Origin of the sequence: Xenorhabdus cabanillasii (assembly GCF_003386665.1) — a bacterium.
In the GTDB taxonomy this organism is placed as follows: Bacteria; Pseudomonadota; Gammaproteobacteria; order Enterobacterales; family Enterobacteriaceae; genus Xenorhabdus; species Xenorhabdus cabanillasii.
Map to the genome: position 1 here is coordinate 1,706,974 of NZ_QTUB01000001.1, position 16,186 is coordinate 1,723,159.

Sequence of the window (16,186 nt, forward strand, 5' to 3'; positions counted from 1 at the left end):
AGACGGGGTTATTGTGTTTACATTGTGTTTAATTGGTATCAGAAAGCACGTTGATAAGGCAAAATACCTTGTTGCAGCATCTTCTGGCTACCTAAACTGTAATTATTGCTTAAGCCACGGAGTTCAACGTTGAGTGACCATTTGTTGTCATATTCACTTTGGTTGTTCTTCCAGTTTACGATCTTACGTTCGTAACCGACATTCACAGCCCAGCAACAGGTACTATATTGCATACCAACCATCTTGCTGGCAGGTTGCTTCTCTTTGGTATCGTAGTAATACGCTCCCACAAGTGCCCAACGATCACCTAACGGCCAACTTCCTACCATACCTACCTGAGAAATGCCCTGCTGGTATGCCGGAGCACTCCTGAGGGTGGCCTGAATATAGTCGCGATTAACAAAGCGATAATTTAATTGTATCAGACGGTCATCATCATGTCGGTATTCCACTACCGAATTACCGATTGCGACTTTGCTCAGGCGGGTATCGTACTGAACTCCACCTTTGAATCCCCATGATGAACTGATCTTCCATTCAACATCACCGGCCCAGGTTGTAGACCCTGTTCTTTTCTTAGTACCAACGGTACTTTGGCTTGTCTGATTAGGCTCCATATCTTTAACACGCGGAGCTTCAAAGTAATAGATTTGACCTACAGACAGGCTAAAACGTTCAACTAAATCTTCATCATAGATGCGGGTAGTGATACCGCTTGTAAACTGGTTGGCTGATGAAATGCGATCCAGACCACTGTAGAAACGGTCACGGAACAAACCAGTATAGTTGGCTTGCAGCAAAGAAGAATCGTAGTTGTAAATGTTATTCTGGCTCTTATAAGGAACGTAGAGATACTGGATGCGAGGTTCCAGTGTCTGGGTATAAGCCGGATTAAAATACATGGAGCGTTCAAACACTATCTTCGCATCCGATTTAAATTGTGGCAGAACGCGACTTGCTGATTTTTCTAATTGAGAATTTTTTTGAGCAGCAGGAATGTCTTGCTGATAATAGGTTGCCATCAACTTAACTTCATTATTGAGGCTCGCCCAGCCATTGGAAAGCGGCAGATTAATGGATGGCTCCAGATGCCAGCGAATTGCGTTTGGCTGATCTTTACCTACGCTGGTAAATTTGACAAATTGCGCATAAGTGCGGAAATCAAATGGTCCCAAATCATTCTTATAATAATTCAGATCCAACTGAGGTGTCGCCCGATAAGCTTTTATGCTGTCACTGGCGGTAAAAATCTGGAATTGCTTGGTTGTTAAGGTTGCATTCCAGTTCTGTTGTGCATAACCAGTACTGAATTTTTGTGTCGCATAGCCGTCAGTACTAGTGCCGTATTGAGAGTTGAAGTCAGTAAAATAGTGAGGATCGCTGACCTTAGTATATTCGGTATTAAAACGCCAAACTTGATTCATGACACCGCTGTGATTCCAATAGAATAACCAGCGGTTGTTGCTGTTCCGTTCAGGCCTGAGATTGAATTTTTTATCATCTGCGTACAGGCGGTCATTACCAATCCAGTCCAGTGCGACAGTTCCCGAACCTGCTTTCGTTAAGTAACGGAATTCATTATTGAACTTAAGCCCGCGTTTGCTGATCAGATGTGGAGTAATGGTAGCATCATAATTTGGGGCAATGTTCCAGTAGTAGGGTAATAGAAACTGGATGCCGTTTTTATTGGAAAAACTGGCGTTAGGGATCAAAAAACCAGAACGGCGTTTATCACCAATCGGCAGTTGCAGATAAGGGGTATAAAATACGGGAACATTGGCGACTCTGAATCGGGCATTCCAAATCTCAGCCACTTCTTCCTGACGATCCAGAATGACTTCTGAACCCACAACACTCCAGCTATCATTGCCCGGCAGACAGGAAGTGAACACCCCATTATTTAAAATGGTATAGCGGTTTTCATTGCGCAGCATCATCTTATCAGCGTTGCCACGTCCCTGACGGCCGACCATTTGGTACTTGCCTTGTTCCACGTCTGTGTCTTTGGTGGTTAGGTTAGACCAGGCCCGTGGCCCTTTCAGGATAATCTGGGGATCATCATATCTGACATTCCCTGTTGCGGTAATAGTCCGTACCGGAACTTGATCTTCTGTTTGTTCAAATCTGACTTTGTCGGCTGTCAGCGTTTTATTGCCTTGTTGGATATCTACATTACCGACAAATTCAACCGCAGTCGGATATTCACCATGTGTATCATCAGACTTAATATGAATCGGGAGTTTATTAGGGTCCCCTGTAATAATGGGTTTGTCGTAAACAGGGACGCCCAGCATACACTGTGCTGCAAGGTCAGCGTGTGCTTGCTGACTGTAAAGTGCTGCCCATACCATAGTGGCTAGCAAAGTGGGGTAACATTTATTCATAGATGCTTATGCGGTTCCATCATCAGTGGCATCACGCCGACAAACGCTGAGAGACTAACGCACTTGATAGATATGCGCCAGAGTAAAGTTAAATTTCACTAATCTTGCTGTTAGGCACAGAGCTTAATGAATAGTATGATAATGATGAACAGTATGATAATGCAAAATTTCGCTCAGGGCATTGAGGAATTGAAGAGTATATGCAGTATTGGGGAAAATTATTAGGGTTAATATTTGGTATTGCGTCTGGTGCTGGTTTCTGGGGCATTGTTACTGGGGTATTGCTAGGACACATTCTTGACAAAATCAGAATACACAATCAGGGAACGCCAGCCAAAAATCCATCCCGACAAGCGCTGTTTTTCCGTAGTACCTTTCAGATATTGGGACATCTGACCAAATCGAAAGGTCGGGTGACTGAAACGGATATCCAGCTAGCCAGTCAGCTTATGGATAGAATGCAACTGCATGGTGAGGCACGGATTGCAGCGCAGCGGGCATTTCGTGAAGGCAAACATCCTGAATTTCCACTGCGTGAGACATTGAGACAACTTCGTCGAGCCTGCTTTGGACGCTTTGATCTGATCAGAATGTTTCTTGAAATTCAGCTTCAGGCAGCATTTGCTGATGGTGAGCTGCATCCGAATGAAAGAACAGTGCTGTTTGTGATCGCGGAAGAACTGGGGATTTCCCGCATTCAATTTGAACAATTTCTTGCCATGATGGAAGGTGGTCGCCATTTTGACGGACAATACCAGCAGCATGGTCATTATCGGGAGTCCGGCCAACAACGGGCGACGTTGGAAGATGCGTGTAAAGTGTTGGGTGTTAATCAAAATGATGATGCTGCAACGATTAAACGGGCTTATCGGAAACTGATGAGTGAACACCATCCCGATAAGCTGGTGGCAAAAGGTTTACCACCAGAAATGATGGAAATTGCCAAACAAAAAGCGCAGTCTATTCAATCCGCTTACGATTTAATCAAAAAAGAGAAAGGCTTCAAATAGGAGTCATTGAAGATTTATAGTGACAATCAGAAGTCAGCCTTACACTCAAAATGTATCGGAGAGCCACAGGCCGGATGAGAGATCGATAACTCCTGAGCATGTAATTGCAGGCGAGGCGCCAGTTCCCTGGCCTGCTGATGGGCATAGAACCGATCTCCCAGAATGGGGTTCCCCAGTGCCAACATGTGTACGCGCAGCTGATGGGAGCGTCCGGTGATAGGAGCCAGCCTGACGCGGGTTGCCTGAGCTTCATATTCAATTACCTGATATTCTGTCTGTGCCGATTTTCCCGTTTCAAAGCAGATCTTTTGTTTCGGCCGGTTTGGCCAGTCGCAGATCAGCGGTAAATCAACCAGCCCCTGCTCCTGCTCCAATTTCCCCCAAACGCGTGCGATATAGACTTTTTTCGGTTCACGTTCACGGAATTGCCGTTTGAGTTCACGCTCTGCCGCTTTGGTTAATGCGACCACCATGACACCACTGGTTGCCATATCCAGTCGGTGAACAGATTCCGCGGTTGGAAATTCAGCCTGGATCCTCGTCATGATACTGTCTTTGTGCTCCTCTGCTTTACCCGGCACAGAAAGCAACCCGCTCGGTTTATTGACAACCATAATGTGTTCATCCTGATAAAGCACATGTAACCAAGGGTCAGTCGGGGGATTGTAAGACTCCAGCATAGTAGCTCCAATGGTTTCGGAAAAATTTGTTTGGAAAAAATTGGCTCAGAAAAATAACGGGGCGCATTCTAGCAGTATATGATTGAGGGTGTGAGATCAAAATAATGTAAACTGAGCAAGATAAAACGGATAAAATGAAAAATAGAGGGATATCTCTTTGAGGATATCCCTTAGTTGCAAGATAAGTGTTGTTGCTGGTCAATCGTTATTTACTGGTGAGAAACTACGACCAAGCGGATAGCATCCAGACGCCAGTTTGCCTGATCAAGGTTCAGCAGCAGGTGTTTATGCTCAGACTCAATCGCTTCCAGCTCATCATCACGGATGTTCGGGTTAACCGTTTTTAATGCTTCCAGACGTGACAACTCAGCGGACAATACTTCATCAGCTTCTTTTTTCGCTTTCTCTATCAATTCACGCGCCTGTTGCTCAACTAATGGTTCAGATTGCTGCAAGATAGCATGAACTTCTTTTTGAACTGCATTAACCAGCTTGCTGGCATTATGGCGGTTGATGGCATTCAACTGACGGTTGAAACCTTCAAATTCTACCTGAGATGCCAGATTGGTGCCTTTCAGATCCATCAGCAACCGCAATGGTGTTGGTGGCAGGAAGCGGGTTAATTGCAGATATTTCGGTGCCTGAGCTTCGACAACATAAATTAACTCAACTAACAGTGTGCCGACTGGCAGTGCTTTGTTTTTCAGGATAGAAACGGCGCAGCTGCCGGTATCTCCTGACAGGATAAGATCCAAACCATTACGGATGATTGGGTGTTCCCAGCTGAGGAATTGTGTATCTTCACGGGACAACGCTTTTTCACGATCAAACGTGACAGAACAACCATCCTGCGGCAATCCTGGGAAATCAGGCACTAACATGTGATCAGATGGATTGAGGACGATAATATTATCGTTGCGGTCTTCCTGATTAATACCAATGATATCAAACAGATTCAGGGCAAAATTTACCAGATCGGTATTATTATCCTGTGCGGCAATAACTTCAGCCAGTTTTTGTCCTTGTTCGCCACCGTTGGAATTCATCTCCAGCAGACGGTCACGGCCTTGCTCCAATTGCTGTTTGAGTTTTTCGTGGTGTTCGCGACATTCGGTAATAAACTCCTGGAAGCCTGATTGCTCATTGGGTTTGGCGAGGAAGTTCAGCAATGTTTCATAATATTTGTCATAGATAGAACGACCTGTCGGACAGGTGTGTTCAAAAGCATCCAGACCTTCGTGATACCAGCATAGCAGGACAGATTGCGCGGTGCTTTCCAGATAAGGAACACTGATCTTGATATTGCGGCTTTGACCAATACGATCCAGACGACCGATACGTTGTTCCAGCAAATCAGGGTTGAAAGGCAGATCGAACATCACGAGCTGATTAGCGAACTGGAAGTTACGACCTTCGGAACCGATTTCAGAACAGAGCAGCACTTGTGCTCCTTCTTCTTCGGAAGCGAAGTAAGCAGCGGCACGATCGCGCTCCAGCAGGGAGAGTCCTTCATGGAATACTGCACTGCGGATACCTTCACGCTCACGCAGAACCTGTTCTAATTGCAGAGCGGTTTGTGCTTTGGCACAGATCACCAGCACTTTTTCATCGCGATTTGCCAGCAGGAAGCCAAGCAACCATTCCACACGAGGGTCAAAGTTCCACCAGGTCGCGTTTTCGCCTTCAAACTCCTGATAGATCCGCTCAGGGTAGAGCATATCTTTGGCGCGTGCTTCCACCGATTTTTTAGCTCCCATAATTTCAGATACTTTAATGGCAGTCTGGTATTGGGCTGGCAATGGTAGTTTAATTTCGTGTAATTCCCGATGCGGGAAGCCTTTTACGCCACCGCGGGTATTACGGAACAGCAGGCGACTAGTACCGTGGCGATCCATCAACATAGAGATCAGTTCACGGCGGGCATCCTCACTTTCTTCATTCTGGTTGCTGTTGGTTGCTTTCAGCAGAGGCTCAATATCCTGTTCGCTAATCAGCTCCACAATCAGGTTTTGCTGGTCATTGCTCAGTGTTTCGCCGGATAGCAACAGCGTTACCGCATCAGCAACCGGGCGGTACTTTTGTTGTTCGTCGATAAAAGCCTGATAATCGTGAAAACGATTCGGATCGAGGAGACGTAAACGGGCAAAATGGCTTTCCTGCCCCAATTGCTCTGGAGTGGCGGTCAGCAGCAGTACAGATGGAATTTGCTCTGACAATTGCTCGATAACATGATATTCGCGGCTTGGTGCTTGCTCACTCCATGCCAGATGATGGGCCTCATCTACGACCATCAAATCCCAGCTTGCTTCCAGCAGATGTCCAAACCGCTGCTTGTTGCGGCGAACAAAATCCAGAGAGCAGATAACCAATTGTTCTGTTTCAAATGGATTATCGCTATCGTGCAGGGCTTCAGCATAACGGTCATCATCAAACAGGGAGAAACGCAGGTTGAAACGGCGCAACATTTCCACCAGCCATTGATGCTGGAGACTGTCTGGCACAATGATCAATACACGTTCTGCGCGGCCAGCCATCAACTGTTGATGAATAATCATCCCGGCTTCAATGGTCTTACCTAAGCCGACTTCATCTGCCAATAATACGCGGGGAGCGTGACGCTTGCCGACTTCGTTGGCAATATGTAACTGATGAGGGATCAGACTGGCACGAATACCACGCAGTCCACTCTCTGCCAGACGAAATTGTTCGCTTTGATGCTTACGGGCACGGAAGCGCAATGCAAAGCGATCCATTCGGTCAATCTGACCGGCAAACAGGCGATCTTGTGGCTTGTTAAACGTCAGCTTACTATCCAGAAGCACTTCCCGCAGGCTGACATTTTCTTCTTCAGTATCTAAACGAGTACCGACATAGATCAGCAGGCCATTCTCTTGCTGAACTTCATCGATCTTGAGTTTCCAGCCTTCGTGACTGGTCACGGTATCACCTGCATTAAACATAACACGGGTAATAGGGGAATCATTGCGTGAGTAGAGGCGGTTTTCTCCGCTGGCTGGAAAAAGCAACGTCACCATGCGCGCGTCAAGCGCCACGACTGTACCTAATCCAAGTTCGCTTTCTGTATCGCTTATCCAGCGTTGACCAAGAGTAAATGGCATAAATTTTGGCTCAGTTTTCTGTTAGATAATGTTATTTATGGTTGCAGGATGGCTGCTTTTGTTGGATATCGATTATTATTGGTTATCGATAGGGTTAGTTTTTATGACTAGTTTTTCTGACTAGTTTCAGTGACATCTTCCATCATCTTTTTCGGAAAAAATAGGTCATAAAAGAGTCATTTCCCTTCAGAGGGGCGTTATGTTAATTCAAGCTGAGCAAGTCGTCACCTGTAAAAATATCAATTAATCAAAAGACAGGTTCATTTGCCCCGACAACAGGGTTATAAAATCATCCCGAAGAAATGGCAAGATGGCATCAGCAATTGGCATAATCTCATTCAGTTTTTCCAGCAGTTGTGGGCGGCTGGCAACATACTCCAGATTGAAATCCAGTTCTCGCTTTTCACCCTATCCCCAAAATCCTCGCCTCAGGCACTTCACCATTCACCAATTTCTCTGTTGCACCATCATAACGAATTGTTCCATCCACAATCAGCAGAGAACGCGGTGCGATTTTGGCAGCATCATCAAGATTATGGGATACCATCAGTAAAGTGAGTTTTCGGTCACGACATACCAGATCCAGTAATTCCAGCATTTCATTACGCAAAGCAGGGTCAAGTGCTGAAAAAGGCTCATCCAGTAATAAAATAGGTTGCTGGCGTACTAAACAGCGGGCCAGGGCTGCGCGTTGGCGCTGCCCACCGGAAAGCTGGGCGGGCAGGCGATTCAAATATTCTGTCAGTGAGACTTGCGATGCAATTTGTTGCAGCATTTGCCGTTGTTGAGCATTTAATTTAAGACCGGGATGTAAACCCAAACCAATATTCTGCTCAATGGTTAAATGGGAAAACAGATTATTTTCCTGAAACAGCATGGATACCGGGCGTTTGGAAGGAGCTGTATTTGTATGATTTTCCTTATCTAACCAGATATCACCACTCTTCGCGAATTGAAAGCCTGCCATTAAACTTAATAATGTACTTTTACCCGCTCCGCTGGGGCCGAGAATTGCAATACGCTCGCCGGCTTCGACGTTGACGTCGAAACGCATAGCAATCTGTTCATAGGTATAAGTAACATTTTCAAGTTTAATCATGGCGTCGGCCCGGTAATCGTTCAAGAACACTAAATAAAATAAAACAGAGAAGCAGTAGCAGGAATGCGGTCACAGCACCATCTTGACTGCGATATGCCCCGATTTGTTGATAAAGGTAGAAGGGCAGGGTACGGAAATTCTCGTTTCCAAATAATGCGACAACACCAAAATCCCCGATTGACAGCACACTGGCGAAAGCCAGTGCCTGCGCTAATGGAATTCTCAGCGCTTTAAGCTCAATCCAGCGCAGGCGATGGACGCCCTGAATATTTAGAGATCGGCATAGCGGATTATAGCGTTCAGCCAGATCACGCATTGGATTATCCAGTACTTTCAAAGCATAGGGAATTGCCATCAACGCATTGGTCAGGATAATCAGCTCATAAGGGGAATCCGGCAACCCAACAGTATTATTCAGCAGAATAAAAAAGCCTGTCGCAAGGACAATACCGGGCATAGCAAGAATCAATAAGCCGCTGCTTTCCATTGCCTGTCCCCAACGGGATAAATGACGCAGGCGTAACTCACGGCTGCTCCATAACAGCATCATAGTCAGTAAAACACATAAGAAACCAGCACCTGGCGCGATAATTATGGAGGTAGTGAAAGCCTGCCACAAGGCGGGTTTACTGAGGACATCAAACGCGGCACTGTTCAAACCATCCACAATGACGGCCAGCAAAGGCGGCAGCAAAAACAGCAATGCTGTGGTGATAAGCAATCCGTCGCATAGCTTTTTCAGCCATGAATCCTGTGGATTACGCCATTGTTGTTGATGACCGTACCCCACCGAAAGAACCCCTTTGAGCTTTTGGCTCAGCAAAACCAGACCAAGACAGCAAAAGAGTTGGATCAGCGCGAGCAGAGCAGCCTGACCAAGATCGTAGTCATACTTAATAGCCTGATAAATAGCGAGTTCAATTGTAGTTGCAGAAGGGCCGCCTCCCAACGCGAGTACCGCGGCAAAACTGGCAAAGCACAGCATGAAAATCAGTGCTGCCGTTGGCAAGATCTGACGGCGCAGATAAGGCCATTCGACAAAGCGAAAATGTTGCCATTCATTCATACCAAGTTGCGCTGCGAGTTGCCGTTGTTCTACTGCGATACCTTCCAGCGACTGGAGCAGTAATCGTGTTGCCATTGGCATATTAAAGAAAATATGCGCCAACAAAATGCCTTGCAGGCCGTAGGGGGTAAAACGGTATTCAATTCCTATCCACTGGCAAAGATGAGCCAGCCAGCCAATACGCCCATAAACAGTCAGTATGCCAAACAGAGCGACTAAAACAGGAAGTACCAGCGTCATGGCGCATAGACGTAAAAAAAGCGTTCTGCCCGGAAAATGACGGCGATAGAGCGCTCTTGCCAGAAATATTGCAGGTATGACCGAGAATAAAGCAGACAAAAACGCTTGCCAGAAAGTAAAACCAATGACATGCCACAGATAGCTGTCACTCAAAAATGTCTGCCAGTGGCTTTCAGGCGCATTAAGCCATACGTTATTAAACCATGTATTATTAAACCACAGTGCCCCGAACGCTGACAGGGCAATGAGAAGCAGCAGGCCGGAGGCAATCACCCCCGGCAATAACCACCCCGCAATTAACGGCTTACAGCACTTTGCCATGTACGGATCCATTGTGTACGGTGTTTTGCCACTTCATCTGCGTTGAATTGCAGTGATTTCTCAGGCACGGGCAGCTGTTTGAAAACTTCTGGCAGGGGTATATCAATCACGGGATACATCCACTGGGTAGTCGGAATAGCTTGCTGGAATGCGGGGGAAATCATGAATTGCATGAATCTCTGTGCCAATTCAGGCTGTTTGCTGGAAGTCAACTGGGCGGCCACTTCAATTTGTAAATAGTGTCCCTCTTTGAATATAGCAGCGGCGTAATTATCTTTTTTCTCAGATATGATGTGATAGCCCGGTGATGTGGTATAACTAAGCACCATATCCCCTTCACCTTTCAGGAATAACCCATAAGCCTCACTCCAGCCTTTGGTGACAGTCAGTGTTTTTTTGGCGATTTTCTGCCACTCCTGCGCAGCATTATCACCATAGATATCCTGTATCCAGAGTAAAAAACCTAACCCCGGGGTACTGGTGCGTGGATCCTGATAAATAATCTTCCAATTCTGGTGGCTGTTAATAAGCTCTTCCATGCTTTTGGGGGGATAAGGCAAGGTCTTTTTGTTGTAAATAAAGGCAAAATAACCGTAATCGTAAGGAATAAAGGTATTGTTATTCCATGTGACAGGCAGTTTTAACTTTGTTGTATCAACACGGCCAGGAGTGAATAATCCAGTCTGTTGGGCAGCTTGGATCAGGTTATTATCTAACCCCAGGACAACATCTGCCGATGCTTTTTTGCCTTCCATTCTTATACGGTTCAGTAAAGATACACCATCTTCCAGGGCGACGAGTTTCAATTCACAATCGCATTCCGCTTCAAAAGCTTTTTTAATAACAGGACCGGGGCCCCACTCAGAAGCGAATGAATCATAAGTATAAACGGTTAAAGTGGGCTTTGCTTGTGCTGCCTGAGCGAAGGCACATGCAGAAATCAATAATGCACTTATCGCAATAAATCTCGCAATAAATCGGAAAAATAGATGTTTAAACACTTTGCTCTCCTGTAGTTATTGATAATTGTTATTAACAGTAGCTATTAACACTCATAATTAAATGAGTTATTAGCAGATTGGCAAAGGATTTGAGAAAGTACCAGATAAAATTACTATTTATATATCAATGAATAGCAACTCAAATCCCTACGCCGGTATCAGCCGGATCAGGTTCTACGGGTTTGTTCTCAGCGATGTTGCCCGCAACAATCGCACCCCGTTGAGATGACTGTATTGTAGAGACTTCGGTTGTGACTGCAAAGTCCCATGATAGAGGTTTACCGCTTGAGATGAGTGTGAAACAATTAGCTATCTTTTCAAATTCGTTTTATCGAGAGGTAGTCTGGTGATCGATGATGATGGCTACCGCCCGAATGTAGGAATTGTAATTTGTAATCGTCAAGGGCAGGTTCTATGGGCCCGCCGTTATGGGCAGCATTCCTGGCAGTTTCCTCAAGGGGGCATCAATCCGGGGGAATCACCAGAACAAGCGATGTATCGTGAGTTGTTCGAAGAAGTTGGTTTAAATCGCAAAGACGTACGGGTTCTCGCCTCCACCCGTAGCTGGTTGCGTTACAAATTACCCAAGCGTTTGGTGCGTTGGGATACAAAGCCCGTTTGTATCGGGCAAAAGCAACGCTGGTTTTTATTGCAGTTGCTTTGTAATGAAACAGATATTAATGTTCAGCGCAGTAGTACACCAGAGTTTGATGGATGGCGTTGGGTGAGTTATTGGTATCCTGTCAGGCAGGTTGTTTCGTTTAAACGAGATGTATACCGCCGTGTGATGAAAGAATTCTCTTCCATTGTGATGCCAATGCAGGAATCTACTTCACAACCCTATTCAACCTATATATATCGACGTAGAAGAAGTTAGGTAATTAATTTAGGTAATCGTTATGCTCATGCGCTTACGGGAAATTGTTGAAAAGGTTGCGATGGCAACAAATTTATCGGAAGCGCTTGAGCTATTAGTTAATGAAACCTGTTTAGCAATGAACACGGATGTTTGTTCTATTTATCTGGCAGACCATCAGCGTCGTTGCTATTACCTGATGGCTACTAAGGGGTTGAAAAAGCCGGGAAAACGCGTGATCAGCCTCTCCTTTGATGAAGGCGTTGTGGGTGAAGTCGGGCGTTTGTCGGAATTAATCAACCTTGCCGATGTGCGTGAGCATCCCAGTTTCAAATATATTCCTCAAGTAAAAGAAAAAAATCTACGGGCCTTTTTAGGGGTTCCGATTATTTATCGTCGCCAATTGCAAGGGATTTTGGTTGTTCAACAAAATGAACGCCGATTATTTGATGAAAGTGAAGAATCCTTTATGGTGACACTTGCTATGCAATTAGCTGCGATCCTTGCTCAAGCGCAGACCCGTGAGCTGTTTGGCCAGTATCGCCAGACACGTATCAAGGCACTGGCGGTTTCCGATGGCATTGTCATGGCTCAGGGATGGCAGGATTGTTCTCAACCAGCGCTCGAACTAGTATTTGCAGCATCAACACTGAATTATCAGGCTGAACGTTCTCGTCTGACCCAAGCCCTTGAACTGGCAACCGCAGAATGTCGTCGAATAAGTAAACGATTTACAGCCAGTTCACAAAAAGAAAGTGCTGCCATTTTTGATCTCTATTCCCATTTATTGAATGACCCCAAACTTAAACAGGATCTGTTTCATTCCGTTGATAACGGCTTTATCGCAGAATGGGCGGTTAAGACCGTGATTGAGAAATATGCAGGGCAATTCGCCAGCCTGCAAGATGCCTATATGCGGGAAAGAGCCTCTGATTTACGGGCACTTGGGCAACGGGTATTGTTTCATCTGGATGATTCTTTTACTGGCAACAACCAGTGGCCTGAACATTTCATTCTGGTTGCTGATGAACTCAACGCCAATTTACTGGCTGAAATACCACAGGATAAGCTGGCTGGTGTCATTGTACGGGATGGGGCAACTCACTCTCATTCCGCAATATTGGTCAGGGCAATGGGAATACCTGCGATTATGGGTGCAGACATTCAACCAGAACTACTGCATAACCGGATGTTGATTCTGGATGGTTATCGCGGAGAATTTTTTATTGAACCAGAGCCGCTGGTTGTTCAGGAATATCGCCAACTTATTGAAGAAGAGCAGGTGCTCAGCGAGTTGGCTGAAGGCGAATTGCAGCAAAAAGCACGTCTTAAGAATGGGGAAAGAGTATTGGTTCAGCTCAATGCTGGTTTGAGCTTGAAATATGAGCAACAAATGGGCGATAGTATCGACGGTGTCGGGTTGTATCGTACTGAGATCCCTTTTATGCTGTATAGTGGTTTTCCATCAGAAGATGAACAGAAAAACCGCTACCAAGAAATGCTCACACTTTTTCCTGATAAATCAGTCGTATTGCGGACGTTGGATGTTGGCGCTGACAAAAACCTTCCTTATATGCCAATTAACGAAGAAAACCCTTGTCTTGGCTGGCGGGGAATTCGCATAACCCTGGATCAGCCGGAAATATTTTTGATTCAGCTCAGAGCTATGCTGAAAGCCAATGTACAGACGAAGAACCTGAAAATATTGCTGCCGATGGTGAGCAGTATTGAAGAGATTGATGAAGCCAGGAAGTTGATCGACAGGGCAAAAGCAGAAGTTGAACGATCAGTTGCTACGACTATTACGATGCCACAAATCGGGATCATGGTAGAAGTTCCTTCCCTGATCCTGCTGCTGCCACAATTGAAGAAACGGGTTGATTTTATCTCTATCGGTACAAACGATTTAACCCAGTATTTACTTGCGGTGGATCGTAATAATACCCATGTCGCTTCTCTGTATGACAACCTGCATCCGGCAGTAATCAGAGCTTTAAAACAGATTATTGATGAAAGCCAGCGTATTGGCTTACCCGTTACTGTTTGTGGTGAAATGGCAGGTTTGCCGATGGGGGCGCTGATTCTGATAGGTCTTGGCTATCGTAGCCTGAGTATGAGTGGTCGAAGTGTCCCGCGTATCAAGTACTTGCTGCATCATTTAGATGCCGGCGAACTCAATCATTTTGTTAAAGAAATATTGGAGGCGGAAACCAGCCAACAAGTGAGAGAGATTTCCTCTGCATTTATGGAAACCCACGGTCTTGGTGGGTTGGTGCGTGGTGGCATTTAACCGCCCATGCTATTATTTACGATTATTTGTCTTAGGGCATAAACATACAAATTCATTCACACAACAATTTTTAGTGGGGAACGATGAGCACTAGCTACCTGGCATTTCCTAATATTGACCCTGTCATATTTTCAATCGGCCCCGTATCTCTCCACTGGTACGGTTTTATGTATCTGGTTGGTTTTGTTTTTGCGATGTGGTTGGCAAATCGTCGTGCGGCAAAACCAAACAGTGGCTGGAATAAGAACGAAGTAGAAAACTTGCTGTATGCAGGTTTTGCCGGGGTATTCATTGGCGGACGCCTCGGTTATGTTCTGTTCTATAACCTGCCGATGTTCCTGAATAATCCTCTGTATCTGTTTAAGGTCTGGGACGGCGGTATGTCTTTCCACGGAGGATTGGTTGGCGTTATTTGTGCAATGTGGTGGTTCTCGCGCAGAACTAAACGCAACTTCTTGCAAACTGCTGATTTCGTTGCGCCATTGGTTCCTTTTGGTTTAGGTATGGGGCGTATCGGTAACTTTATTAATGGTGAGTTGTGGGGGCGTGTCACACTTGATACACCGTGGGCAATGTTGTTCCCAGGTTCTCGCAGTGAAGATATCGCACTGGCAACCACTAATTCCTCGCTATGGCCTGTTTTGGAAAAGTATGGTGTCCTGCCGCGCCATCCTTCACAACTGTATGAAATGGTGCTGGAAGGCATTGTACTGTTTATTATTCTGAATTTATTTATTCGTAAGCCACGCCCGATGGGAAGTGTCTCAGGGCTATTCCTGATTGGTTACGGTATATTCCGTATCATCGTTGAATTTTTCCGTCAGCCTGACGCCCAACTTGGATTATTTGAAGGGATCAGTATGGGGCAAATCCTTTCCATACCAATGATTTTAGCGGGGATTCTGATGATGGTATGGGCATATAAGTGTTCCCGCAACAACAATACTCGCAATAATACGCGAAACGATAAGGTACAAGAGGCAAAATGAAGCAGTATCTGGATTTAATGAAAAAAGTACTGGAAGAAGGTACAGTAAAAGATGACCGTACAGGCACAGGGACACTTTCAATCTTTGGTCATCAGATGCGTTTCAATTTGCAAGAAGGTTTTCCGCTGGTAACAACCAAACGCTGCCATCTCCGCTCCATTATTCATGAACTGTTATGGTTCCTGAATGGTGATACCAATATCAAATACCTGCATGATAATAGCGTTACTATCTGGGACGAATGGGCTGACGAAAATGGTGACTTAGGGCCAGTTTATGGTAAACAATGGCGCGCCTGGGGAGCAGCGGATGGTCGTCAGATTGATCAGCTGACCAACGTTATTGAACAATTAAAGAGTGAACCTGACTCTCGCAGGATCATTGTTTCTGCATGGAATGTTGGCGAATTGGACAAAATGGCTTTGGCACCATGTCACGCATTTTTCCAGTTTTACGTGGCAGACGGTAAGCTGTCCTGCCAGCTTTACCAGCGCTCCTGTGATGTATTTTTAGGGTTACCATTTAACATTGCCAGCTACGCTCTGTTAGTTCACATGATGGCTCAGCAGTGTGATCTGGAAGTGGGGGATTTCGTCTGGACTGGCGGTGATACCCACCTCTACAGCAACCATATGGAACAGACGAAACTGCAATTGAGCCGTGAACCCAGAGTATTGCCAAAGTTGGTTATTAAACGTAAGCCTGCATCCCTGTTTGATTATCGATTCGAAGACTTTGAAATCGTAAATTATGATCCGCATCCGGGTATTAAAGCCCCGGTTGCGATTTAATTCCGCATTATCTTTTCCATCCCCTATTTGGGGATGGAAATATCATTTATCTGAAAAAAGAAAATCGTACCCTTATTCTCATATGATACTCCTCATGAAAGCTTATCTGTATCTGCTTTATTAACGATTTTATTGTTTTCATAGTATATGAAATCGTTAATTTGTGTAAATTTCAATCTCTTTGGTTATGCCATTGAGCTGGCTCGCAAATAGAATGTAACAGAGCAATATACGGATATTTCTCTTCAAATCCCCTCGCATAAATGAAAACTTACGCTTTTTATTTCCTCTCAAATTGAAGATATTTTCGCCAGCGATAATTTAAACCGGTAAACAGAGA

11 protein-coding genes and 1 riboswitch are annotated in these 16,186 nt (G+C 45.3%); of the genes, 5 read left to right on the top strand and 6 right to left on the bottom strand.

Going from position 1 to position 16,186, the window contains the following annotated elements:
* Positions 1 to 38: 38 nt before the first annotated feature.
* Positions 39 to 2,384 carry an LPS assembly protein LptD gene (lptD, locus tag BDD26_RS08155; RefSeq protein WP_115826192.1) on the bottom strand — a complete coding sequence of 782 codons (2,346 nt, stop codon included), beginning with the start codon at positions 2,382 to 2,384 and terminating at the stop codon, positions 39 to 41.
* A 200-nt stretch (positions 2,385 to 2,584) separates the two neighbouring features.
* Between lptD and djlA the strand changes: the two genes are divergently transcribed.
* Positions 2,585 to 3,394: a co-chaperone DjlA gene (gene djlA, locus BDD26_RS08160; protein ID WP_115826194.1), complete on the top strand. Its 810-nt coding sequence runs from the start codon at positions 2,585 to 2,587 to the stop codon at positions 3,392 to 3,394.
* A gap of 26 nt (positions 3,395 to 3,420) precedes the next feature.
* Here djlA and rluA read toward each other — a convergent pair whose 3' ends face one another.
* The 5 genes from rluA to thiB form a co-directional block, all read right to left on the bottom strand.
* Positions 3,421 to 4,074, bottom strand: coding sequence for a bifunctional tRNA pseudouridine(32) synthase/23S rRNA pseudouridine(746) synthase RluA (gene rluA / locus BDD26_RS08165; protein WP_038259847.1), 654 nt, complete (start codon positions 4,072 to 4,074; stop codon positions 3,421 to 3,423).
* 209 nt (positions 4,075 to 4,283) lie between these two features.
* Positions 4,284 to 7,193 (bottom strand): RNA polymerase-associated protein RapA, encoded by a 2,910-nt coding sequence (gene rapA / locus BDD26_RS08170; RefSeq protein WP_115826196.1) that lies wholly within the window; start codon positions 7,191 to 7,193, stop codon positions 4,284 to 4,286.
* Positions 7,194 to 7,596: 403 nt separating this feature from the next.
* The gene (gene thiQ / locus BDD26_RS08180; RefSeq protein ID WP_038259849.1) at positions 7,597 to 8,292 is read right to left on the bottom strand and encodes a thiamine ABC transporter ATP-binding protein ThiQ; all 696 of its coding nucleotides are present in this window, start codon (positions 8,290 to 8,292) and stop codon (positions 7,597 to 7,599) included.
* A complete protein-coding gene (gene thiP, locus BDD26_RS08185; protein ID WP_038259850.1) occupies positions 8,285 to 9,919 on the bottom strand; it encodes a thiamine/thiamine pyrophosphate ABC transporter permease ThiP in 1,635 nt (544 codons plus the stop codon). Before thiP ends, thiQ begins: the two co-directional genes overlap by 8 nt.
* Positions 9,895 to 10,920 (bottom strand): thiamine ABC transporter substrate binding subunit, encoded by a 1,026-nt coding sequence (thiB, locus tag BDD26_RS08190; RefSeq protein WP_038259851.1) that lies wholly within the window; start codon positions 10,918 to 10,920, stop codon positions 9,895 to 9,897. The genes thiP and thiB overlap by 25 nt, the downstream gene beginning before the upstream one ends.
* Before the next feature lie 126 nt (positions 10,921 to 11,046).
* Positions 11,047 to 11,150: riboswitch (TPP riboswitch) on the bottom strand.
* 116 nt (positions 11,151 to 11,266) lie between these two features.
* Here thiB and rppH point away from each other — a divergent pair.
* From rppH to thyA, 4 genes are all read left to right on the top strand, one after another.
* Positions 11,267 to 11,797, top strand: coding sequence for an RNA pyrophosphohydrolase (gene rppH / locus BDD26_RS08195; protein WP_038259852.1), 531 nt, complete (start codon positions 11,267 to 11,269; stop codon positions 11,795 to 11,797).
* 22 nt (positions 11,798 to 11,819) lie between these two features.
* Positions 11,820 to 14,066: a phosphoenolpyruvate--protein phosphotransferase gene (gene ptsP, locus BDD26_RS08200; protein WP_115826198.1), complete on the top strand. Its 2,247-nt coding sequence runs from the start codon at positions 11,820 to 11,822 to the stop codon at positions 14,064 to 14,066.
* 83 nt (positions 14,067 to 14,149) lie between these two features.
* Positions 14,150 to 15,055, top strand: coding sequence for a prolipoprotein diacylglyceryl transferase (lgt, locus tag BDD26_RS08205; protein ID WP_038259854.1), 906 nt, complete (start codon positions 14,150 to 14,152; stop codon positions 15,053 to 15,055).
* The gene (thyA, locus tag BDD26_RS08210; protein WP_038259855.1) at positions 15,052 to 15,846 is read left to right on the top strand and encodes a thymidylate synthase; all 795 of its coding nucleotides are present in this window, start codon (positions 15,052 to 15,054) and stop codon (positions 15,844 to 15,846) included. Before lgt ends, thyA begins: the two co-directional genes overlap by 4 nt.
* The last annotated feature ends 340 nt before the right edge of the window (positions 15,847 to 16,186 follow it).